This window comes from Streptomyces solincola (assembly GCF_002982015.1).
In the GTDB taxonomy this organism is placed as follows: domain Bacteria; phylum Actinomycetota; class Actinomycetes; order Streptomycetales; family Streptomycetaceae; genus Streptomyces; species Streptomyces solincola.
Genome location: NZ_PVLV01000265.1, coordinates 1 through 21,625 on the forward strand (window position 1 = coordinate 1; position 21,625 = coordinate 21,625).

Sequence of the window (21,625 nt, forward strand, 5' to 3'; positions counted from 1 at the left end):
CCCTTCCCCCCCAAGGAGCAACCGAGTTGACTTCCCCGTCCTCCCCCACCCGCTACCGCGGCGGCGCCGACGTCGCCGAGATCGTCCGCTCGGGCTTCGCGGAGAGCTTCCACCGCGGCTCCGTCGCGGTGGTCGACCCCCGCGGCGCGCTGGTCGCGTCGGTCGGCGACGCGACCTCCCCGGTGTTCCTGCGCTCGGCGGTCAAGCCGCTGCTGGCCGTGGCGATGCTGCGGGCCGGCTGGCAGCCCGCCGACGCCGCCGAGCTGGCCGTCGCCGCGGCCAGCCACCGGGGCGAGCCGGCGCATGTGGCGCGGGTCGAGGCGATCCTGTCGGCCGCCGGCCTGGACGGTGACGCGCTCCAGTGCCCGGCGGACCTGCCGAGCGACCCGGCTGCCCGGGACGCCCTCGTCGCGGCCGGCGTCGGCCCGCGGCGCACGTACATGACCTGCTCGGGCAAGCACGCGGCGATGGTCGCGACCTGTGTCGCGGCCGGCTGGGACCCCGGCGCCTACCGGGAGCCCGACCATCCGTTGCAGCGGGCGGCCGCCTCCGTGATCGAGCAGCTCACCGGCGAGCCGATCGCCGCGACCGGAGTCGACGGCTGCGGCGTGCCGGTGTTCGCGGTGAGCCTGACCGGTCTGGCCCGGGCCTCCGCGCGCCTCGTGGAGGCGGCCGAGGGCACCGAGGAGCGGGCGGTCGCCGACGCGATGCGCGCCCACCCGCACCTGGTGGAGGGCGCCGGCCAGGCGGACGCGCGGGCGATGGAGGCCGTCGGCGGGCTGCTGGCGAAGTTCGGCGCGGAGGGCCTGCACCTGCTGGCCGCGCCGGGGGCCGGGGCCGTCGCCGTGAAGATCGACGACGGCGCGCAGCGGGCCTCGATGCCGGTCGCGCTGCGCGCCTTCACCACCCTCGGCGGTCTGTCGGTGCCCGCGTCGGCCAAGCAGGCCGTGGACGACCTGACCGCTCCGGAGCTGTGGGGCGGCGGCCGCCCGGTCGGCCACCTGCGCACGCTCCTGTGACGGAGCGCCGTGCGCGCGGGCCCCGGCCGCGCGCGGACCGAACCCAGCCTTCCCGATGGAGAGACGAACCTGTGACCATCCCCTTCCCGGGCGGCTCCGCCCGCCGGCAGTTCCGCGCCCCCGCCTCGGTGGAGGTCCGATGAGGTACCTGGTCCTCAACCGCACCCCGTTGTCCGTGGTCCGTTTCGCGGAGTGGCTCGGCCCCGGCCACGAGGCGGTGCTGCTCACCGACGCGGCGGCCGTCGCCGCCGACCCGCGGGAGCGCTCGGCGCAGCTCGCCGGGTACGCGCACGTGGAGCTGCTGGACGACTTCCACTTCAACCCGCACGTGGAGAGCCGGGCCCTCGCGCTGCACCGCGAGCGGCCCTTCGACGGGGTGATCGCTCTCTCGGAGTTCGACCTGCTGCGGGCGGCGCGGCTGCGCCGGCTGTTCGGGGCGCCGGGGCAGGACGTCGCCAGCGCCACCGCCTTCCGCGACAAGCTGGTGATGAAGGACGTCCTCGCCGCGGCCGGCGTCCCGCTCGCCCCCTACGCCGCCGTGTCCCACCTCTCCGACCTGCTCGGCTTCGTCGAGGAGAACGGCTACCCGGTCGTGGTGAAGCCGCGCAGCGGCGGCGGCTCCATGGACGTGCGCGTCCTGCACGGCGAGCAGGACGTCGCGGCCCTGCTCGACGCGCACCGGGACCTCGGCACGGACGACGGCGCGCACCTGCTCGTCGAGGGCTATGTCGAGCACGAGCTGCTGCACGTGGACGGCATCGTCGTCGACGGGGAGACCCGGCTCATCTGGCCCTCCACCCAGGGGGACAGCACCTGCCTGGACATCAAGCGCGGTCGGGCGCTGCACAGTTGCCTGCTGGACGCCGACGACCCGCTGTTCGAGCCGGCGCGGGAGCTGACCCGCCGGGCGCTGGCCGCGCTGCCGACCCCGGACACCGCCATGTTCCACGCGGAGCTGTTCCTCACCCCGGACGGGCGGCTGGTGTTCAACGAGGTCGCCAGCCGCCTGGGCGGCGGGATGATCGAGGACGTGCTGAGGCTGGGCTTCGGGGTGTTCCTGCTGGAGGTGTACGTCCGGCACCTGGCCGGCAACGAGCCGCCCGCCGTCCCCGCCGCGCCGCACACCATCGCTGGCCTGTCGCTGTTCCCGCCGCGGGCGGGCGCCCTGGTGGCGATACCCGACGCGTGCCCGGTGCCCGGCGTCACCGAGTACCGCCGGTACGCCGAGCCGGGCGCCGAACTCGGGCTCGCCACCCTGAGCGTGGACAAGATCGGTTCCGTGCTCGCCACCGGCGCGTCCCGCGACAAGGTGGAGGCGGTCCTGGCCGAGGCCCTGGCCTGGTTCGAGCAGGCCACGGTCATCCGGGCCGCGTCCGGGGAGGCTTCGGCATCGTGAGGGAGGCGCTGCGCCTGGTCCGGCGCACCCCCGGCTGCCTGCCGCTGCTGACCGGCAACTTCGCGGTCGCGTTCGGCAGCAACATCGTGATCCCCTACCTCGCCATCTTCCTCACCCGGGAGCAGCAGCTGGGCCCGGCCGTGGTCGCGCTGGCCATCACGGTGAAGTTCTGGTCCCAGCAGGGGCTGTCCATGCTGGGCGGCTGGATCGCCGACCGGGTGGGCCCGGTCAGCGCCATGTGCGGCGGCCTGGTGGTCAGGGCGCTGTCGTACCTGCTGCTGCTGGCCGCCTCCGGGCCGGTGCCGGTCGTGGCGGCCTGCGCGCTGCTGGGGCTCGGCGGGGCGATCTACGTGCCGGCCGGCAAGTCGGCCCTGGTGCGGCTGCTGGGCACGGGGGAGGAGCTCAGGACGGCGTTCGCGCTGCGCAGCACGGCGAACAACGCGGGCAGCGCGCTCGGCCCGCTGGCCGGCAGCCTGCTGCTGTTCCTCGGCGAACCGCGGATCGGTTTCGTCGTCACCAGCGCCATCTACCTGGTCCTGGCGGCCGTCCTGCTGAGGCTGCGCAAGCTCACGGACCTCGCGCCGGCCGTGGAGCCCGGGCCGGAGGCGGGGGGCGGGGGCGTCCCGCTCCTGGACCGCCGCAAGCTCACCTGGATCCTGGGGTGCGCCTTCGCCTTCGGGTTCTGCTACATCCAGCTCGAGTACGCGCTGCCGGTGTTCACCGGCAGCGTGCAGAGCCCGTCCCTGGTCGGCGTGCTGTTCACGGTCAACGCCATCGCCGTGGTGCTGCTCCAGGTGCCGCTGAACCAGTACGCGGGGCGGGTCGCCAGCTCGGCCCTGGTCGTCTCCGGCGCGCTGCTGCTGATGGCGGTCAGCTTCGCGGCGGCCTCGCTGGGCTCGGTGGCGAGCCTGGTGGTCTGCGTGCTGCTGTTCTCCACGGCGGAGGTGCTGATCGATCCCCGGATCGACAGCGAGATCGCCCATACGGTCCCCGCGCCCCGGCGCGGCATGGCCTTCGGGCTCGTCGGCACGGCGATCGCCGGCGGCGGCGCCTGCGCCAACGCCCTGGCCGGGGTGCTGGCCGCCGGCGACGGCGCCCCGGGGAGCCGGTTCTGGCTGCTGCTGGTCGCGGTGAGCGCCGGCTTCGCCGCCGTCGTGTACCTCACCTCGGCGGTCATGCGGCGGCCGGCGCCCGCGCCCCAGCCGGTGGCCTCCTGACCTCGTCGCCACCCCGTCCCGCCGAGCCCCGCCCTGCTGTCCAGGGCGGGGCTCGCGGCATGTCGCCCGGCCGATGCGGTCGCAACGGCCGGGCGGCGAGGACGTCTTCTGGCGCACGGTCGCCGACTGCGTACGGGGCTGCCGGCGCGCCAAGCCATCCGATCGCACCCTACGCCTGATATGCGCGGTTCGGGGCCCTTGCCCCTCCGGGTCCAGACCAATCAGGGCCCCGAACCGGCTCCCGCTGCCCGGATCCGGGCAGGAATGTTGCGCAAATCAGTCCGCGACCCTCAGTATCTACGGGTGCTCGACCGCCGCCCGTCGCATGACGACCTCATCGACCACCTGGTGCGCAGCACCGCGCTGCGGCGCGGTGAGGCCGCCCGGGTGGTGCTCGACGTGCTGGCGTACTTCGACGAGACGACCGAGGAGTTCGTCCGCCGCCGCCACCGCGAACTACAGGCGGCCGGCGCGGTGAACGCCGCGATCTTCGAGCGCATCGCGGCGGAACTGCCGCACCGCGCCGTGGCGCCGGCGGAGCTCTCGCTCCGCCAGTTGCGCCGCATCGTCTACGGCTGACGGGTACAGCTCACTGCGAACTGGGAGGGGTTTACACCCAATATGTGCGGAATCGTCGGTTACATCGGTAAGCGTGACGTCGCCCCGCTGCTGCTCGAGGGCCTGGCACGCCTGGAGTACCGCGGCTACGACTCGGCCGGCATGGTCGTCACCAGCCCGAAGTCCTCGGGTCTGAAGATGGTCAAGGCCAAGGGCCGGGTCCGGGACCTGGAGGCCCGCGTCCCCAAGCGCTTCACCGGCACCACCGGCATCGCGCACACCCGCTGGGCCACCCACGGCGCCCCCAGCGACGTGAACTCCCACCCGCACCTGGACCCGGAGAACAAGGTCGCCGTCGTCCACAACGGCATCGTGGACAACGCCGCCGAGCTGCGCGCCAAGCTGGAGGCCGACGGCGTCGTCTTCGCCTCCGAGACCGACACCGAAGTCATCACCCACCTCGTCGCGCGCTCCGAGGCCGGGACGCTGGAGGAGAAGGTCCGCGAGGCCCTGAAGGTCATCGAGGGCACCTACGGCATCGCCGTGATGCACGCCGACTTCAACGACCGCATCGTGGTGGCCCGCAACGGCTCCCCGGTCATCCTCGGCATCGGCGAGAAGGAGATGCTCGTCGCCTCCGACGTCGCCGCGCTGATCGCGCACACCCGCCAGGTCGTCACCCTGGACGACGGCGAGATGGCCACCCTCAAGGCCGACGACTTCCGCACCTACACCACCTCCGGGGCGACCACCACCGCCACCCCGGAGACCGTGGAGTGGGAGGCCGCCTCCTACGACATGGGCGGCCACGACACCTTCATGCACAAGGAGATCTCCGAGCAGCCCGACGCGGTCGACCGCGTGCTGCGCGGCCGGATCGACGACCGCTTCTCCACCGTGCACCTGGGCGGCCTGAACCTCGACCCGCGCGAGGCCCGCACCATCCGCCGCATCAAGATCCTCGGCTGCGGCACCTCGTACCACGCCGGCCTTATCGGCGCCGGGCTGATCGAGTCCATGGCCCGCATCCCCGCCGACGCCGAGCCGGCCTCGGAGTTCCGCTACCGCAACCCGGTGGTCGACCCCGACACCCTCTACATCGCCGTCTCCCAGTCCGGCGAGACCTACGACGTGCTGGCCGCCGTACAGGAGCTGAAGCGCAAGGGCGCCCGCGTCCTCGGCGTGGTCAACGTCGTGGGCTCGGCCATCGCCCGCGAGGCCGACGGCGGCGTGTACGTGCACGCCGGCCCGGAGGTCTGCGTCGTCTCCACCAAGTGCTTCACCAACACGGTGACCGCCTTCGCGCTGCTCGCCCTGCACCTGGGCCGCATCCGCGACCTGTCCGTCACCGACGGCAAGCGGATCATCGAGGGCCTGCGCAGGCTGCCCGCCCAGATCGAGGAGATCCTCAAGGGCGAGGACGAGATCAAGCGCCTGGCCGAGGAGTACGCGGGCGCCCAGTCGATGATGTTCATCGGGCGCGTGCGCGGCTACCCGGTCGCCCTGGAGGCCTCCCTGAAGCTCAAGGAGATCTCCTACATCCACGCCGAGGCGTACCCGGCCTCCGAGCTGAAGCACGGCCCGCTCGCCCTCATCGAGCCGGCCCTGCCGACGGTCGCCATCGTCCCCGACGACGACCTGCTGGAGAAGAACCGCGCCGCCCTGGAGGAGATCAAGGCCCGCAGCGGCCGCATCCTCGCGGTCGCCCACCAGGTCCAGGAGAAGGCCGACCACACCCTGGTGGTGCCGAAGAACGAGGACGAGCTGGACCCGATCCTGATGGGCATCCCGCTCCAGCTCTTCGCGTACCACACCGCGCTCGCCATGGGCCGCGACATCGACAAGCCGCGCAACCTCGCCAAGTCCGTCACCGTGGAGTGACGACGGCGCCAGCACGCGGACGAGGGCGGCCCCCCGGTGCACACCGGGGGGCCGCCCTCGTCTCGTACGGGTCCGGTCAGGGGATGACGATCACCGGGCGCTGGGCACGGCGGGCCAGCCGGCCGGCGACCGAGCCGAAGATCCGGCCCACCAGGCCGTGCGTGGAGCCGACCACGATGGCGTCGGCCGCGTACTCCCGGCCGACCTCCTCCAGCTCGTGGCAGATGTCGCCGCCCCGCTCGACCAGGATCCAGGGCACCTCGGTGAGGTAGTCCGCGCAGGCCAGCTCAAGCCCGAGGACCTCGGTGCGGTGGTCGGGGACGTCCACGAAGACCGGCGGCTCGCAGCCTGCCCACACGGTGGTGGGCAGCCGGTTGGCCACATGGACGATGATCAGTCCGGAGCCGCTGCGCCGGGCCATGCCGATGGCGTAGGCGAGGGCGCGCTCACTGGACATCGAGCCGTCGAAGCCGACGACCACCCCGTACCGGAAGGCGGGGTCGCAGGAGTGGCGCGAGGCGTCGACCGCCAGGGGGTCCGCCGTGGAGTCGGCGACCTGCCTGCGGTCCGCGGGTTCGGGGATTTCGTGACCGGCCATCGGTGTCTCGACGAATCAGGTCCTTGTAGGAAGGAACACGAACGGGAACGTGTCACCGGGCGGCGGCGCGGAGCCCCCGTCCGGAGCCCGGAAGCCCGAGGCCCGGAAGTCCGGAGTCCGGAAGTCCGAGGCCGGGAGACCGGGGAAACAGTCCGGGAATCACCTTCCCGTCCCATGCCCCCAGAGTACGGCGGCGCTCCGCCACTGCCCAGTGGCCGCCCCGCGTCCGCCGCCCTGCCGCGGCGGTCACACGGCGTTCCAGGGAGCATGCCCGAGCCCGACCCGTATGGCAATGCCGGATGTGTCATACAGCGTTCCTCGGGCCTTCCCTCAGCAGCCCGTTCGCCGCCCTTTCTCCCCGGGACCCGTCCACGGGCGGCGGTGTCCGGGGGTGACCGCCCCGGCGTGCGGTCGTTGGCCATGGGTCCGCCCGCCGCGTCCCGGGAGCCGCCCGTGCCCGCCGTCCCCTCCACCCGCCCGTCCGCCCGTCCCTCTTCCCGCCCCCGGGAATCCGGTTCCGTCCGCTCCGGTACGCAGCCGGGTCCGGCGCGGGCCGCGGGCGAGGTGGTGCGCTGGGCGGCGCTCGGCTGCGCCCTGGTGCCGGTGGTGCCGGCGGTCTCCGGCTCCTCCCCGGGCGGCGCGGCGGCGGCCGCGGTGGCGCTGACGGCGGTGACCGGCGCCTGCCGCAGGCTGCTGGCCCGCCGGCTACCGGACGACTGACAGTTTCGCACGCCTGCACCCGTATGTTTTCGGCCAACTTCCGGATCGGGATGTCCGAGGGCCCGAACGACCCGTCAGGCCCCGTGCCACCAGGGAGGACAGGGTCACAGCGGTCGTGCGCACCCTACGCGGCCCGGCCATGCGCGCACGACGCACTTCCCTGCGCGGCCGTCGGGTGGAACCCTTCGTGATCGAATGCTTCGCGCCAAGTTGCCATGTCGATATAGCGCCGGATGCGGAACTTGTCCCTCCGGCACTGCGGGACCCAGTAGATTCGATCATGACCATCGCACACTGGGGATCCGCGCGACACCGAGGGGAATCGTGCAGGAGCGACAGGACCGAGGAGACGCGAACACCGAGGGGGGCTTAGCGTCATGAGCCAGGACTCCGCCGTGCCGGAGACGGGGCGCAAACTGTCCGGACGGCGCCGTCGCGAGGTCGTCGCCGTGCTGCTGTTCAGCGGCGGGCCCATCTTCGAGAGTTCCATCCCGCTCTCGGTGTTCGGCATCGACCGCCAGGACGCCGGGGTGCCGCGCTACCGCCTGCTGGTGTGCGCCGGCGAGGACGGGCCGCTGCGGACCACGGGCGGTCTGGAACTGACCGCGCCGTACGGCCTGGAGGCCATCGGGCGGGCCGGGACGGTCGTCGTGCCGGCCTGGCGCTCGATCACCTCCCCGCCGCCCGCCGAGGCGCTGGAGGCGCTGCGCCGGGCGCACGAGGAAGGGGCCCGGATCGTGGGGCTGTGCACCGGGGCGTTCGTCCTGGCCGCGGCCGGTTTACTGGACGGACGCCCGGCCACCACGCACTGGATGTACGCGCCGACGCTCGCCAAGCGCTACCCGTCGGTCCACGTGGACCCGCGGGAGCTGTTCGTCGACGACGGCGACGTGCTGACCTCCGCCGGGACGGCGGCCGGAATCGACCTGTGCCTGCACATCGTGCGCACCGACCACGGCGCCGAGGCGGCCGGGGCGCTGGCCCGCCGGCTGGTGGTGCCGCCGCGCCGCAGCGGCGGCCAGGAACGCTACCTGGACCGCTCCCTGCCCGAGGAGATCGGCTCCGACCCGCTGGCCGAGGTGGTCGCCTGGGCGCTGGAGCACCTGCACGAGCAGTTCGACGTGGAGACGCTGGCGGCCCGCGCGTACATGAGCCGCCGGACCTTCGACCGCCGGTTCCGCTCGCTGACCGGCAGCGCGCCGTTGCAGTGGCTGATCACCCAGCGGGTGCTCCAGGCGCAGCGACTGCTGGAGACGTCGGACTACTCGGTGGACGAGGTGGCGGGGCGGTGCGGCTTCCGCTCGCCGGTCGCGCTGCGCGGGCACTTCCGCCGCCAGCTCGGCTCCTCGCCGGCCGCGTACCGGGCCGCCTACCGGGCCCGCCGTCCGCAGGGCGAGCCGTCGGCCGGGCCGGGCGCGCTGATGGAGGCGGTGCTGCCGCCGCAGGGCGGTCCCGGGCTGCGCCGCCCGGCCCCCGCCGGGGTGGGCTCCGGTCACGGTCCGGGCGAGGGCGACCCGTTCGCCCAGAGCCGGCCCGCCCTGCCGGGCCAGCGCGGCGGCAGCTGACCGCCGTACGACCGCCGAGGGGCGGCCGCCGGGTGTCCGCGCGCTCCGTGCGCCGGCCCCGGCGGCCGCCCCTCGCCGTACCGGCTGCCCGGTCGGGTCCGGTGCCGCCGCGGCCGCTCCCTCTAAGGTAGGACGCATGAACGACCGCATGGTGTGGATCGACTGCGAGATGACCGGGCTCTCGCTGACGGACGACGCACTCATCGAGGTGGCCGCGCTGGTCACCGACTCGGAACTGAACGTGCTCGGCGAGGGCGTGGACATCGTGATCCGCCCGCCGGACGCGGCGCTGGAGACCATGCCGGACGTCGTGCGCCGGATGCACACCTCCTCCGGCCTGCTCGACGAGCTGGCCGCCGGCACCACCCTGGCCGACGCCGAGGCGCAGGTCCTCGCCTATGTCCGCGAGCACGTCAAGGAAGCCGGCAAGGCTCCGCTGTGCGGGAACTCGGTCTCCACCGACCGCGGCTTCCTGCTGCGCGACATGCCGGCCCTGGAGGCGCACCTGCACTACCGGATCGTCGATGTCTCCTCGGTCAAGGAGCTGGCCCGCCGCTGGTACCCGAGGGCGTACTTCAACAGTCCGGAGAAGGCCGGCAACCACCGGGCGCTCGCCGACATCCGGGAGTCCATCGCCGAGCTGCGCTACTACCGCGAGGCGGTCTTCGTCCCCCAGCCGGGCCCCGACTCCGACACCGCCAAGCAGATCGCCGCCCGCTACACCCTGCGCGACGGGGCCTGACCGCCCCGCCCCGGCCCGGTTCCGCCGGGCCGGGGAAACCCTGGCGCGAGCACCCGCTCGGACCCTGTACACTTTTTCTCGGCCGGTCGGAAAGACCGGTCGTGGTGGGTATAGCTCAGTTGGTAGAGCACCTGGTTGTGGTCCAGGAAGTCGCGGGTTCGAGTCCCGTTACTCACCCTTGATGATCAGCCCCTGACCTGTGGGAGCGCAGTCAGGGGCTGATCTTTTGCGTGTCGCGGGCCAACCGTGGGCCACCCGCTTCCCGCCCCCTCAGCCGGCCGGCCCCAGTCGGTGCAGCCTCAGCGCGAGCTGGGTCTCCAGGGCGCGGGCGGGGGTGTTCCAGTCGGGGCCCAGGAGCTGGGCGACGCGGTCCAGGCGCTGGACGACGGTGTTGACGTGCACGTGCAGGGCGTCCCGGGCGCGGGTGAGGCTGGCGCCGTGGCGGTAGTAGGCGTCCAGGGTGCCCAGCAGGTCGGTGCCGCGGCGTTCGTCGTAGGCGAGGACGGGGCCGAGCACCCGGCGGACGTAGCCGCGGGTGTCGGCCGGGTCGCCGAGCAGCAGTCCGAGGAAGCCGAGGCCGGCCAGGTCGGCCCCGTCGCCGGTGCGGTCCAGCGCCTTGAGGGCGTCGGCGCAGCGCACGGCCCGCCGGTAGGCGTCGGGCAGCTCCCCGGGGCCGGCGGTGGGGCCGGCCGCGCCGACGGTGACGGGGTCGCCCAGGGTGTGGCCCAGGTCGGCGGCGAGCCGCGCGGCGAGGGCACCCGGGTCGGCGGCGGGGGCGAGCAGGACGGCGTGGCCGGGGCGGGCGCCGGCCAGTCCGCCCAGCGCGCGGGCCCGGCGGGCTGCCTCGGTGAGCAGTCGGGAGCGGGCGCCGGCGTCGGCGCAGTCGAGGACCAGCACGGCGTGCGGGCGGGCGAGGTTGACGTCCAGTCGCCTGGCGCGCAGCAGCAGGCTGCCGGTGTCGCGGGAGTCGCCGGGGGCGCGGGCGGTCAGCAGGTCGTCCAAGAGTTCGCCGCGTACCCGGTCCTCGGCCTCGGCCACCGAGCGGCGCAGGAGCAGCAGCAACGCGGTGACCAGTGCGGCCCGTTCGAACAGCCGGCGGTCGGCGTTGCCGAGCGGCGCGGGGCGGACCAGGTGGAGACTGCCGAGGAGTTCGGGTCCGGCGAGGACCGCGCACACCCAGCTTCCGTCGGCCGGGACGGCCCGGCCGCCCGCCCGGGACTCCTCGACGACGTGCCGGGCGGGGGCGGCCGGGGCCGCGCCGACCCGGGCCAGCTCGGTGCCGTCGGTGTCGTGGACGACCAGGCCGCCGTCGAGCAGGGCGGCGATCTCGCGGGCCACGTCGTCCATGCCGCCGCCGCGCAGCACCAGGTCGGTGAGCCGGTCGTGGGCGTCGGCGGCCCGGCGCAGCGCCTCGCTGTGGGCGCGGGCCCGGTCGTTGGCGGCGTTCAGCTCGACCAGCGCGCCGCGGGTCTCCTCCAGGAGCCGGGCGCCGTCGATGGCGACGGCGGCGTGGTCGGCGAGCGAGGCGAGCAGGGCGATGGCGTCGGGGGTGAAGTCGCGCGGGGTGCGGTCGGCGGCGAACAGCACGCCGATGACCCGCGCGCCGACCCGCAGCGGCACACCGAGGATGCCGCGCAGGCCCTCCTCGCCGACGCCCGCGTCGATGGGGTCGGTGTGCCGGAAGCGGCGGTCGGCGCGGTAGTCGGTGCTGGCGTAGGGGCGGGCGGTCTGGGCGACCAGGCCGCCGAGCCCCTCCCCCATGCCCAGGCGCAGTTGCTGGAAGCGTGCGGAGACCGAGCCGTCGGTGACCCGCATGTAGGTGTCGCCGGCGGCCGGGTCGTGGAGGGTGAGGTAGGCGATGTCGGCGGCCAGCAGGGTGCGGGCCCGGTGGACGATGGCCCGCAGCACGGCGTCCAGGTCGCGCAGTGCGGCCAGGTCGCCGGCGGTGTCGAACAGCGCGGCCAGTTCGGCCTCCCGGCGGCGGTGCTGGGCCAGCTTGCGGTGGATGCCGCGGGCGGCCTCGGTCGCCTCGGCCAGCTCCGCCAGTTCCGCCGGGCCCGCCCCCTCGGCGCGGGCCCGTTCCAGCGGGCCGTCGAGCTGCGGGGCGGGCGCGTCGGCGGCGAGCAGGTCGAGCAGGCGCCGGGCGGTGGCCGGGTGGGCGGGTTCTCTCACGCCGGCCATGGTGGCAGCCGGGCCCGGGTCCCGGTCAGGCCCGGGGTGCGCCGGCGACCGGGGCGGAGTCGCGGCGCGGGCCGGGAGCGACGGCGGCCGAGCGGGTCAGGTCGCGGCCGCGGGTCTCCTTGAGCACGGCCACGGTGAGCGTGGTGACGATCGCGGCGGCGCTCAGGTAGAGGGCGACCGGCGTCCCGGAGCCGTGGTCGCGCAGCAGCTCCACGGCGATGATCGGGGCGAGCGCGCCGGCCACGATGGAGGCGAGCTGGGAGCCCATGGACGCCCCCGAGTAGCGCACCCGGGTGTCGAACATCTCGGAGACGAACGCGGCCTGCGGCCCGTACATCGCGCCGTGCAGCAGCAGTCCGACGGTGACCGCGAGGGTGATCACGGCGAACGACCCGGTGTCGAGCAGGGCGAAGAAGGCGAACGCCCAGGCGGCCATGCCGACGGAGCCGATCAGGGTGACCGGGCGGCGGCCGAGCCGGTCGGAGAGCGCGCCCCACAGCGGGATGGTCACGAAGTGCACCGCGGAGCCGATCAGCACGGCGTTCAGCGCGGTGGACTTGGGCAGCCCGAGGTGGGTGGTGACGTAGACCAGCAGGAAGGACGTCAGCACGTAGTACGAGATGTTCTCGCCGAAGCGCGTGCCGATGGCGCCCAGCACCTCCCGCCATCCGGTGCGGAACACCTCGACGACCGGCGGCCTGTCCTTGACCCCGCGGGCCGCCTCCGCCTGGGCGCGGGCCTGCGCCTCCAGGAAGACCGGGGACTCGGAGACCGAGACGCGGATCCACAGCCCGATGACGACCAGGACGCCGGAGAGCAGGAACGGCACCCGCCAGCCCCAGGACAGGAAGGCGGCCTCGGACTGCACGGCGGCCAGCAGCGCGAGCACGCCGGTGGCCAGCAGGTTGCCGCCGGGTGCGCCGGCCTGCGGCCAGGACGCCCAGAAGCCGCGGTGCTTGTCGCCGCCGTGCTCGGAGACGATCAGCACCGCGCCGCCCCACTCGCCGCCGAGCGCGAAGCCCTGGATCAGGCGCAGCACGGTGAGCAGGACCGGGGCGGCGACGCCGATGGTGTCGTAGGTGGGCAGCAGGCCCATGGCGAAGGTCGCCCCGCCCATCAGCAGCAGGCTGAGCACCAGCAGCTTCTTGCGCCCGATCCGGTCGCCGAAGTGCCCGAAGACGATGCCGCCGATCGGCCGGGCGGCGAAGCCGATGGCGTAGGTGACGAAGGCGATGAGGGTGCCGGTCAGCGGGTCGCCGGTGGGGAAGAAGAGGGTGTTGAAGACCAGCGCGGCGGCCGAGCCGTAGAGGAAGAAGTCGTACCACTCGACGGTGGTGCCGATCAGGCTCGCGCCGACGATCCGGGCGATGCCTCCGGAGGGGCGCTCGGCCGGCGGGGCGGCGGGGGTGCGGTCGGGCATGGGGTCACCGGCTCTCGGATACGGGCGGATGCGGGCGTACGGGGTGCGGGGCGTCGCGAAGGGTGGTGCCGGTGGCGCTAGTTGGCGCTCCAGCCGCCGTCCAGGGGGATGCTGGCGCCGGTGAGGTGGCCGGTGCGGTCGGCGCACAGCCACAGGGCGGCCGCCGCGACCTCCTCGGGCTCCAGCAGGCGCTTGATCGGCGAGCGGGTCAGCAGGACGTCGTTGACCACGTCGTCGGGGCTGATGCCGTGCGCGGCGGCCTGGTCGCGGATCTGGTTCTCCACCAGCGGGGTGCGCACATAGCCCGGGCTGACGCAGTTGCTGGTCACCCCGTGCGGGGCGCCCTCCAGGGCGGCGACCTTGCTCAGGCCCTCCAGGGCGTGCTTGGCGGCGACGTAGGCCGCCTTGTAGGCGCTGGCCCGCAGTCCGTGGACGCTGGAGATGTTGACGATCCGGCCCCACCGCCGGGCGTACATGTGCGGCAGGGTGCGGCGCATCAGCAGGAACGGCGCGGTGACCATCACCTGCTGGATCAGCGCGAACCGCTCCGGCGGGAAGTCGGTGATCGGCGCGACGTGCTGGAGCCCGGCGCAGTTGACCAGGATGTCCACCGCGGCCGGCAGCGCCTCGACGGCCGCCGGGTCGGCCAGGTCGGCGACATGCGCCTCACCGCCGAGGGCGGCGGCGACCGCCTTGGCCGCGTCCGCGTCCCGGTCCACCACGTGCACGGTCGCGCCCGCGGCCGCCAGTGCCTGCGCGCAGGCCCGCCCGATGCCGCTGCCCCCGCCGGTGACCAGGGCGGCCCGCCCGGACAGCTCCGGGCCGGCCCCGCTGGGCGCCGCCGGCGGGGCGGGGAAGGGGTGTTCGCTCGTCATGGCCGGAAACGTTAGGGACCCGCCGGCGGTTCCATCCATGGGTGCGGACACCACAGTGCGGGGCGGGCCGGTGGTGTCCGGAGCCATGCCTCCCAGGATGCGTACCACGGGGCGAAACGGCCTGGAGCGCCCCGGAACACGCGTGCGAGAATGCGCCGCATGCTGGGTGTCATCGACCTTCCGACCTATCTCGCCGGACTCGTCCTCATCGTCCTCCTGCCCGGACCGAACTCGCTGTACGTGCTGTCGGTCGCCGCCCGCCGGGGTGTGCGCACCGGGTACCGGGCGGCGGCCGGGGTGTGGTGCGGCGACACCGTGCTGATGGTGCTCTCCGCCGCCGGGGTCGCCTCGCTGCTCCAGGCGAACGCGGTGCTCTTCGGGATCGTGAAGTACGCCGGCGCGGGCTATCTGAGCTGGCTGGCCATCGGGATGCTGCGGGCCGCCTGGTCGATGTGGCGCACCCGCCGCGAGCAGGCGGCCGAGGAGCTGGTGGCCGCCGGCGAGGCCACCGGCACGCTGGAGCGGCCGTTCCGCCGGGCGCTGGTCATCAGTCTGCTGAACCCGAAGGCGATCCTGTTCTTCATCGCCTTCTTCGTGCAGTTCGTCGATCCCGCGTACGCCTATCCCGCGCTGTCCTTCACGCTGCTGGGCGCGCTCGCGCAGGCGGCCAGCGTGCTCTACCTGACGCTGCTGATCTTCACCGGCACCCATCTGGCCGCCGCCTTCCGCCGCCGCAAGAAGCTGGCGGCCGGGGCGACGACGGGCGCCGGCGTCCTCTTCCTGGGCTTCGCCGCCAAGCTCTCCCTCGCCGGAGCCTGAACCAGCCGGACCGGCCGCGTCGCGGAAGCCGACCGGCCGGACCGCCTAGGCCGGGCGCGAGTGCCTCGGCTCGACGCGCCCGAGTCTCCTCCGCTCGACCCGGCCGAGTGGGCTCAGCTCGACTCGCGGACGACCAGTTCCGTCTCCAGCACCACCTGGCGGGGCTCCCCGCCGCCGCCGGCGATCTGCTGGAGCAGCACCCGGGCCATCCGCCGGCCCATCTCCTCGATGGGCTGGCGGACGCTGGTCAGCGCCGGGTCCATCAGCCGGGCCACCGCCGAGTCGTCCACGCCGACCAGCGCCACGTCGTCCGGGACCCGCCGGCCCGACTCGCGCAGCACCCCCCGCGCGCCGGCCGCCATCACGTCGGAGGCGGCGAACACCCCGTCCAGGTCCGGGCAGCGGGCCAGCAGCTCCCGCATCGCGCGCCGGCCGCCCTCCTCGGTGAAGTCCGCCTCGGCGACCAGGTGCTCGTCGGCGGTCAGGGCGGCGGCCGCCAGCCCGTCGCGGTAGCCGTCCAGCCGGCAGCGGGCCACGTACATGTCGAGCGGGCCGGTGATGGTGGCGATCCGGCGGCGGCCCCGTGCCGCGAGGTGGGCGACGGCCGAGCGGCCGGCCCCGGTGTTGTCGGAGTCGACGTAGGGCACCGGCTCCCCGGCCGAGCGGCGGCCGTTGAGGACGGCGGGCAGCCCGATCTCCTCCACCAGGTCGGGCAGCGGGTCGTCGCGGTGCACGGAGACCAGCAGCACCCCGTCCACCCGCTGGGCCGCGAGGTACTGCTCGAAGCGCTGGCGCTCCTTGCTGGAGCGGATCAGGGTGAGCAGCAACTGCATGTCGGCGTCGCCCAGTTCGGCGCTCACCCCGCGGATGATGTCGAGGAAGTAGGGCTCGGCGAACAGCCGGGCCTCGGTCTCCGGGATCACCAGGGCGATGGCGTCCGTGCGGGCCCCGGCCAGCGCGCGGGCCGCCCGGTTGGGCACGTATCCCAGCTCGGCGATGGCCTGGCCGACCGCCTCCTTGGCGCGGTCGCTGACCCGGGGCGAGCCGTTGATCACCCGGGACACCGTGCCGCGGCCCACTCCGGCCCGGGCCGCGACCTCCTCCAGCGTGGGTCTGCCGGTCTGCCGTCCGCTCACCGCCATGGGAGGTCCCCCTCGAAGGTCGTGCCCGCCTCGCCTCGCGCCCGGCCTTCGCGGCCCAGGCGGTACGCGGCTCCCGCTGGGCGGGCGCCCCGCGTCGGCGTCAGCCCCGCGAGCGTACGTGCTGCGGCGGCCCGTCTCGCGCACGCCTCCGTGGAGGTCGTTTTGGGAGCGCTCCCACACTAAGGCGTCCGGGCCCGCCACGCCACCGCGATCCCGGGGCCCCGCCGCGCGGCGGTCGGCTCGCACCGTTTCGCGCACCCCTCTTGACACCCTCACCCGGCAGACCGCACGCTTCCGGGCATGGTGCTGTGGGAGCGCTCCCACACCTGGCGACCGGCGGCGCCGCACGCACGCCGGCACCACCCGCCGGCCGACGCCCCCGGCACGCGGGCACCGCACGCGGCACCGCACCGCACCGCCCCTGGACGAGGAGAGTGGAATGCGCACGAGCAGCAGGACGTCCCGCCGGACCTCCCACAGAACCGGCCCCGGCCGCGCGGCCCGACCCGGCCGCCGCACCCGGGCCGCCGCCGTCGCGGCGCTCGCGGTCGGCGCGCTGGCGCTGACCGGCTGCGGCGGTGACGGCGGGTCGGACGGGTCGCACGCCGACGGCAAGATCACCCTGCGGGTCGGCACCTTCGGGTCGTTCGGCTACGACGACGAGAACGGCGCCAAGCTCTACGCCGAGTACCAGAAGCTTCACCCGAACATCAAGATCGTCGAGTCGAACGTGGCCGACGGCCAGAAGTACTGGGACACCCTCAAGCTGCGGCTCTCCCGCGGCAGCGGCCTGGCCGACATCCAGGCCGTGGAGGTCGGCTACATCGCCGAGGCGACCGGCCCGGCGATGGCGGGCAAGTGGGTGGACCTGGGCAGGACCGGCGGCGCGGACACCTCCGCGTACCTGGACTGGAAGGTCAAGCAGGCCACCGCCCCGAACGGCTCGGTGATCGGCCTGGGCACCGACATCGGCCCGATGGCGATCTGCTACCGCAAGGACCTGTTCGAGAAGGCCGGCCTGCCGACCGACCGCGAGCAGGTGGGCGCGCTCTGGGCGGGCGACTGGGCGAAGTTCGTCGCCGCCGGCACGACGTACCAGAAGAAGGCCCCGGCCGGGACCGCCTTCCACGACTCCGCGAGCGGGCTGTTCAACGCGGTGCTCTCCAGCCAGCCGGTGCAGTACGCCGACGAGCGGGGCGAGCTGGACTGGGAGGACAGCCCCGGTGTGAGGACCGCCTGGAACCTGGCCGTCGAGGCGGCCGAGGGCGGCATCACCGCCAAGCTGCGCCAGTTCGACGAGAAGGGCACCTGGAACGCCGGCTACAAGAACGGCAAGTTCGCCACCGTCGCCTGCCCGAGCTGGATGACCGGCATCATCAAGGACCAGGCCGGGCCCGGCAACCAGGGCAAGTGGGACATCGCGGCCCCGCCGGTGGCGGGTAACTGGGGCGGTTCCTTCCTCGCCGTGCCCAAGGCGGGCAAGCACGCCGAGGAGGCGGCCGAGCTGGCGGCCTGGCTGACCGCGCCCGAGCAGCACGCCAAGGTCTTCGGCGTGAACGGCAACATCCCCTCCACCAAGGACACCCTCGCCTCGGCGGCGGTGACCGGTGCGAAGCTGCCCTACTTCGGCGACACCCCGGTGGGCGCGATCTACTCCAAGGCCGCGGCGGGCATCTCCCCCGCGCCGGTGAGCCGCTACGACGGCCAGGTCAAGACCTTCATCACCGACAACGGCATCCTCGACATCGAGCAGCGCGGCACCGACCCGGACGCGGCCTGGGAGAACGTGCGGAAGCTGGTCGCGGACAAGATCGACCAGTAGGCGACGGCCGCGGGGCGGGGGGCGGGAACACCCTCCCGCAGCCCTTTCCGTACCACCGTCTCCGTACCCCCGTCTCCGTACGAACGACCCGGAAGGACGCCCTCGTGGCCACCTCCATCCGCGCGGCGGCCGACGGCGGCCCGTCGCCCGCGCCGCCCGCGGCGGCGCCTGGGCCGACGCGCCCGCCCACCGCCGCCGACCGGTCCGGCAGCCGGCGCAGCCGGCTCTACCGCTGGGACATGAAGGCCACCCCGTACGCCTTCGTCGCCCCCTTCTTCGTCTGCTTCGCGGCCTTCGGGCTGTTCCCGCTGCTCTACACCGGCTGGTTGTCGCTGCACCGGGTGGAGCTGGGCGGCAAGTCCGAGTGGCGCGGGCTGGACAACTACACCGCCTTGGCGGACAGCGACTTCTTCTGGAACGCGCTGGGCAACACCTTCACCCTGGGCGTGCTGTCCACCGTCCCGCAACTGCTGATGGCGCTGGGCCTGGCGCATCTGCTCAACTACCGGCTGCGCGGGCGCGGTTTCCTGCGGGTCGCGGTGCTCGCCCCGTACGCCACCTCCATCGCCGCCGCCACGCTGGTCTTCGCCCAGCTCTTCAACAGCGACTACGGGCTGGTCAACACCCTGCTCGGCTGGGTGGGCTTCGAGCCGGTCGACTGGGAGTCGTCCAGGTGGCCCGCCCAGATCGCCATCTCGGTGATCGTGATCTGGCGGTGGACCGGCTACAACGCGCTGATCTACCTGGCCGCCATGCAGGCGGTGCCGAAGGACCTGTACGAGGCGGCGGCGCTGGACGGGGCCTCGCGCTGGCGGCAGTTCACCAGCGTCACCATCCCGTCCATCCGGCCGACGATCCTGTTCACGGTCGTGGTCTCCACCATCGGCGCGACCCAGTTGTTCGGCGAGCCGATGCTGTACGGCGGGAGCCTCGGGGTGAGCGGCGGCAGCGGCAACCAGTACCAGACGCTGAGCCTGCTGATGTACGAGAAGGGCTGGGTCACCGGGGCGCTGGGGCAGGCGTCGGCGATCGCCTGGGTGATGCTGCTGCTCCTGCTGCTGATCGGCGCGGTGCGGCTGCTCGCCGCCCGCCGCGCCCGTACCCGCGACGAGCGTGACCCGACCGGGAGGGCCGCCGGATGAGCGCCGCCACCGACCTGAGAGCCGTACCGGCCGCACGGCCGCGGCGGGGCGGCGCGGGCCGCCAGCACCATGCCGGGTGGCTGACCTATGTGCTGCTGGGGCTGGCCGCGCTGGTCTCCCTCTTCCCCCTCTACTGGAACCTGGTGGCCGCCTCGCACTCCGGCGAGCGGGTGGTGGAGGCGCCGGCGCCGCTGCTGCCCGGGCCCAGGCTGCTGGACAACCTCGCCTTCGCCTGGAACCAGGTGGACATGGGCCGGGCGCTGGTCAACACCACGGTGGTGGCCGGTCTGGTGGCGCTGTCCACGGTGCTGTTCGCCACGCTGGCCGGATTCGCCTTCGCCAAGCTCGCCTTCCGGGGCCGCAACGCCCTGCTGGCCCTGGTCGTGGCGACGATGACGGTCCCGCCGCAGCTCAGCGTCATCCCGCTGTACCAGGTGATCACCGACCTGGGCTGGGTGGACCAGCTCCAGTCGGTGGTGCTGACCTCGCTGGTGGCCGCCTTCGGGGTGTTCTTCATGCGGCAGTTCCTCATCGAGGCGCTGCCGGTGGAGCTGGTGGAGGCGGCCCGGATGGACGGCGCGAACAGCCTGCGGATCATCTGGCATGTCGTCTTCCCGGTGGCCCGGCCGGCGATGGCGGTGCTGGGGATGCTGGTCTTCGTGCAGGCGTGGAACGACTTCTTCTGGCCGTTCATCGCGCTCACCCCGGACGGCAACCCCACCCTCCAGGTGGCGCTGGCCGGGCTCGGCTCCGGCAACCACACCGTGGACCAGGCGATCGTGCTGACCGGCGCGCTGGTCTCCACCGTGCCGCTGCTGCTGGTCTTCGCGCTGCTCGGCAAGCACATCGTCGGCGGCATCACCTCGGGCGCGGTCAAGAGCTGACACCCCTCCCTCTGGCCCCGCCTCCCGCCGACACCGCCTCCGCCCCGCACTCCTCATCCCCTCTCACCTCAGGGAGCACTCCGCATGACCGCATCCGACGCCCTCCCGCTGACCGGAGACCGGCCCGCCGCCGGGCCGGAGGCCACGGCCGGCGCGCACCGGTTCCCGCCCGGTTTCCTGTGGGGCGCGGCCACCGCCGCGTACCAGATCGAGGGGGCGGTGGCCGAGGACGGGCGGACGCCGTCCATCTGGGACACCTTCTCCCGTACCCCCGGCAAGGTCTTCGAGGGCCACACCGGCGAGGTGGCGGTGGACCACTACCGCCGCTTCCGTGAGGACGTGCGGCTGATGGCGGACCTGGGCCTGAGCGCGTACCGCTTCTCGGTCTCCTGGCCGCGGGTGCAGCCCTCCGGGCGCGGCCCGGCGGTCCAGAAGGGGCTGGACTTCTACCGGAGGCTGGTGGACGAGCTGCTGGCGCACTCCATCCAGCCGGTGGCGACGCTCTACCACTGGGATCTGCCGCAGCACCTGGAGGACGCGGGCGGCTGGCCGGAGCGGGCGACGGCGGAGCGGTTCGCGGAGTACGCCGGGATCGTCGCGGACGCGCTGGGCGACCGGGTCGGGCGGTTCACCACGCTGAACGAGCCCTGGTGCAGCGCGTTCCTCGGCTACGGCTCCGGGGTGCACGCGCCGGGGCGCACCGACCCGGTCGCCGCGCTGCGGGCCGCGCACCACCTCAACCTCGGGCACGGTCTCGCCGTGCAGGCGCTGCGGGCCGGACTGCCGGCGGGGGCGGAGGTGTCGGTCTCGCTCAACCTGCACCAGTTGCGTCCGCTGACCGCCGCGCCGGAGGACTTGGAGGCGGTGCGCCGGATCGACGCGGTGGGCAACCGGGTGTGGCTGGGCCCGATGCTCTCCGGCGCGTACCCGGAGGACCTGCTGGCCGACACCGCGCACCTGACGGACTGGTCGTTCGTCCGGCCGGGCGACCCGGCGGCGATCCACCAGCCGCTGGACTGGGTGGGGATCAACTACTACATGCCGAACGTCGTCTCGGCGGCCCGGGACGGCGACGGCTCCGCGCAGCACGACGGGCACGGGAACAGCGCGCACTCGCCGTGGCCGGGCGCGGACGCGGTCGCCTTCCACCAGCCGCCGGGCGAGCGGACCGCGATGGGCTGGTCGGTGGACCCGAGCGGGCTGTACGACCTGCTGGGCCGGATGACCCGGGACTACCCGGGGCTGCCGATGCTGATCACCGAGAACGGCGCGGCGTACGAGGACGCGGTCGGTCCGGACGGCACGGTGGACGACCCCGCCCGCACCGCCTACGTCCGCGCCCACCTGGAGGCGCTGCACCGGGCGATCGCCGACGGGGCCGACGTACGCGGCTACTTCCTGTGGTCGCTGATGGACAACTTCGAGTGGGCGTACGGCTACGCCAAGCGGTTCGGCGCGGTGTACGTGGACTACGCCACCCAGCGGCGTACGCCCAAGGCCACCGCCCGCTGGTACGCGCGGGTGGCCCGCTCCGGCGAGCTGCCGGCGGACCCGGTCTGAGCGGGCCCTGACGGGCCCCGGAGCGGCGCCGCGCCCCGGCTCGGGTGGGGGGAAGTCGAGCCGGGGCGCGGGTGTGGGGGGAGG

Annotated in this window: 18 protein-coding genes and 1 tRNA gene; 14 read left to right on the forward strand and 5 right to left on the reverse strand. The window is 74.0% G+C overall.

The features are described 5' to 3' along the window. Positions 1-26: 26 nt before the first annotated feature. The 5 genes from C6N75_RS17555 to glmS all read left to right on the forward strand — a co-directional run bounded on the left by C6N75_RS17555 (position 27) and on the right by glmS (position 6,071). On the forward strand, positions 27-1,019 hold the full coding sequence (locus C6N75_RS17555; protein WP_105869848.1) for an asparaginase: 993 nt from the start codon (positions 27-29) through the stop codon (positions 1,017-1,019). A gap of 139 nt (positions 1,020-1,158) precedes the next feature. After that, complete coding sequence (locus tag C6N75_RS17560; protein WP_105869849.1) at positions 1,159-2,415, forward strand: ATP-grasp domain-containing protein; 1,257 nt, start codon at positions 1,159-1,161, stop codon at positions 2,413-2,415. After that, positions 2,412-3,632, forward strand: coding sequence for an MFS transporter (locus C6N75_RS17565; RefSeq protein ID WP_181160512.1), 1,221 nt, complete (start codon positions 2,412-2,414; stop codon positions 3,630-3,632). Before C6N75_RS17560 ends, C6N75_RS17565 begins: the two co-directional genes overlap by 4 nt. 303 nt (positions 3,633-3,935) lie before the next feature. Continuing rightward, positions 3,936-4,211: a hypothetical protein gene (locus tag C6N75_RS17570; protein WP_105869851.1), complete on the forward strand. Its 276-nt coding sequence runs from the start codon at positions 3,936-3,938 to the stop codon at positions 4,209-4,211. A gap of 42 nt (positions 4,212-4,253) precedes the next feature. Beyond that, a complete protein-coding gene (gene glmS, locus C6N75_RS17575; RefSeq protein ID WP_105869852.1) occupies positions 4,254-6,071 on the forward strand; it encodes a glutamine--fructose-6-phosphate transaminase (isomerizing) in 1,818 nt (605 codons plus the stop codon). A gap of 76 nt (positions 6,072-6,147) precedes the next feature. Here the strand turns inward: glmS and C6N75_RS17580 are convergent, their stop codons facing one another. Continuing rightward, positions 6,148-6,669 carry a universal stress protein gene (locus C6N75_RS17580; protein ID WP_105869853.1) on the reverse strand — a complete coding sequence of 174 codons (522 nt, stop codon included), beginning with the start codon at positions 6,667-6,669 and terminating at the stop codon, positions 6,148-6,150. A 453-nt stretch (positions 6,670-7,122) separates the two neighbouring features. On the opposite strand from C6N75_RS17580, the gene C6N75_RS17585 reads away from it, so the two are divergent. From C6N75_RS17585 to C6N75_RS17600, 4 genes are all read left to right on the forward strand, one after another. After that, on the forward strand, positions 7,123-7,389 hold the full coding sequence (locus C6N75_RS17585) for a hypothetical protein (RefSeq protein WP_146132591.1): 267 nt from the start codon (positions 7,123-7,125) through the stop codon (positions 7,387-7,389). Between the two features lie 377 nt (positions 7,390-7,766). Further along, positions 7,767-8,954: a helix-turn-helix domain-containing protein gene (locus C6N75_RS17590; RefSeq protein WP_105869855.1), complete on the forward strand. Its 1,188-nt coding sequence runs from the start codon at positions 7,767-7,769 to the stop codon at positions 8,952-8,954. Positions 8,955-9,090: 136 nt separating this feature from the next. Next, positions 9,091-9,696, forward strand: coding sequence for an oligoribonuclease (orn, locus tag C6N75_RS17595; protein ID WP_105869856.1), 606 nt, complete (start codon positions 9,091-9,093; stop codon positions 9,694-9,696). A 104-nt stretch (positions 9,697-9,800) separates the two neighbouring features. Then, a tRNA-His gene (locus C6N75_RS17600) sits at positions 9,801-9,873 on the forward strand. A gap of 93 nt (positions 9,874-9,966) precedes the next feature. Here the strand turns inward: C6N75_RS17600 and C6N75_RS17605 are convergent. The 3 genes from C6N75_RS17605 to C6N75_RS17615 all read right to left on the reverse strand — a co-directional run bounded on the left by C6N75_RS17605 (position 9,967) and on the right by C6N75_RS17615 (position 14,172). Then, entirely contained in the window at positions 9,967-11,877 is a 1,911-nt protein-coding gene (locus C6N75_RS17605) for a helix-turn-helix domain-containing protein (RefSeq protein WP_105869857.1), read from the reverse strand. 25 nt (positions 11,878-11,902) lie between these two features. Then, a complete protein-coding gene (locus tag C6N75_RS17610; RefSeq protein WP_105869858.1) occupies positions 11,903-13,297 on the reverse strand; it encodes an MFS transporter in 1,395 nt (464 codons plus the stop codon). 77 nt (positions 13,298-13,374) lie between these two features. Further along, on the reverse strand, positions 13,375-14,172 hold the full coding sequence (locus C6N75_RS17615) for a 3-hydroxybutyrate dehydrogenase (protein WP_105869859.1): 798 nt from the start codon (positions 14,170-14,172) through the stop codon (positions 13,375-13,377). Between the two features lie 159 nt (positions 14,173-14,331). Between C6N75_RS17615 and leuE the strand changes: the two genes are divergently transcribed. Then, complete coding sequence (gene leuE, locus C6N75_RS17620; protein WP_105869865.1) at positions 14,332-14,991, forward strand: leucine efflux protein LeuE; 660 nt, start codon at positions 14,332-14,334, stop codon at positions 14,989-14,991. Positions 14,992-15,104: 113 nt separating this feature from the next. On the opposite strand, the gene C6N75_RS17625 is transcribed toward leuE, so the two are convergent. After that, positions 15,105-16,133, reverse strand: coding sequence for a LacI family DNA-binding transcriptional regulator (locus tag C6N75_RS17625; protein WP_105869860.1), 1,029 nt, complete (start codon positions 16,131-16,133; stop codon positions 15,105-15,107). Between the two features lie 439 nt (positions 16,134-16,572). Here C6N75_RS17625 and C6N75_RS17630 point away from each other — a divergent pair, with 439 nt between their 5' ends. The 4 genes from C6N75_RS17630 (at position 16,573) to C6N75_RS17645 (ending at position 21,541) form a co-directional block, all read left to right on the forward strand. Continuing rightward, a complete protein-coding gene (locus C6N75_RS17630; protein WP_105869861.1) occupies positions 16,573-17,955 on the forward strand; it encodes an ABC transporter substrate-binding protein in 1,383 nt (460 codons plus the stop codon). Positions 17,956-18,059: 104 nt separating this feature from the next. Further along, positions 18,060-19,097 (forward strand): carbohydrate ABC transporter permease, encoded by a 1,038-nt coding sequence (locus tag C6N75_RS17635; RefSeq protein WP_105869862.1) that lies wholly within the window; start codon positions 18,060-18,062, stop codon positions 19,095-19,097. Continuing rightward, entirely contained in the window at positions 19,094-19,981 is an 888-nt protein-coding gene (locus C6N75_RS17640; protein WP_105869863.1) for a carbohydrate ABC transporter permease, read from the forward strand. The genes C6N75_RS17635 and C6N75_RS17640 overlap by 4 nt, the downstream gene beginning before the upstream one ends. An 84-nt stretch (positions 19,982-20,065) precedes the next feature. Beyond that, on the forward strand, positions 20,066-21,541 hold the full coding sequence (locus tag C6N75_RS17645) for a GH1 family beta-glucosidase (protein WP_105869864.1): 1,476 nt from the start codon (positions 20,066-20,068) through the stop codon (positions 21,539-21,541). Positions 21,542-21,625 lie beyond the last annotated feature (84 nt).

Bases quoted from the DNA above. Each gene is read 5' to 3' on its own strand.
- C6N75_RS17560 (WP_105869849.1), top strand. From the start codon at position 1,159: ATGAGGTACCTGGTCCTCAACCGCACCCCGTTGTCCGTGGTCCGTTTC.
- glmS (WP_105869852.1), top strand. From the start codon at position 4,254: ATGTGCGGAATCGTCGGTTACATCGGTAAGCGTGACGTCGCCCCGCTG.
- C6N75_RS17580 (WP_105869853.1), bottom strand. From the start codon at position 6,669: ATGGCCGGTCACGAAATCCCCGAACCCGCGGACCGCAGGCAGGTCGCC.
- C6N75_RS17590 (WP_105869855.1), top strand. From the start codon at position 7,767: ATGAGCCAGGACTCCGCCGTGCCGGAGACGGGGCGCAAACTGTCCGGA.
- orn (WP_105869856.1), top strand. From the start codon at position 9,091: ATGAACGACCGCATGGTGTGGATCGACTGCGAGATGACCGGGCTCTCG.
- C6N75_RS17605 (WP_105869857.1), bottom strand. From the start codon at position 11,877: ATGGCCGGCGTGAGAGAACCCGCCCACCCGGCCACCGCCCGGCGCCTG.
- C6N75_RS17610 (WP_105869858.1), bottom strand. From the start codon at position 13,297: ATGCCCGACCGCACCCCCGCCGCCCCGCCGGCCGAGCGCCCCTCCGGA.
- C6N75_RS17615 (WP_105869859.1), bottom strand. From the start codon at position 14,172: ATGACGAGCGAACACCCCTTCCCCGCCCCGCCGGCGGCGCCCAGCGGG.
- leuE (WP_105869865.1), top strand. From the start codon at position 14,332: ATGCTGGGTGTCATCGACCTTCCGACCTATCTCGCCGGACTCGTCCTC.
- C6N75_RS17625 (WP_105869860.1), bottom strand. From the start codon at position 16,133: ATGGCGGTGAGCGGACGGCAGACCGGCAGACCCACGCTGGAGGAGGTC.
- C6N75_RS17630 (WP_105869861.1), top strand. From the start codon at position 16,573: ATGCGCACGAGCAGCAGGACGTCCCGCCGGACCTCCCACAGAACCGGC.
- C6N75_RS17640 (WP_105869863.1), top strand. From the start codon at position 19,094: ATGAGCGCCGCCACCGACCTGAGAGCCGTACCGGCCGCACGGCCGCGG.
- C6N75_RS17645 (WP_105869864.1), top strand. From the start codon at position 20,066: ATGACCGCATCCGACGCCCTCCCGCTGACCGGAGACCGGCCCGCCGCC.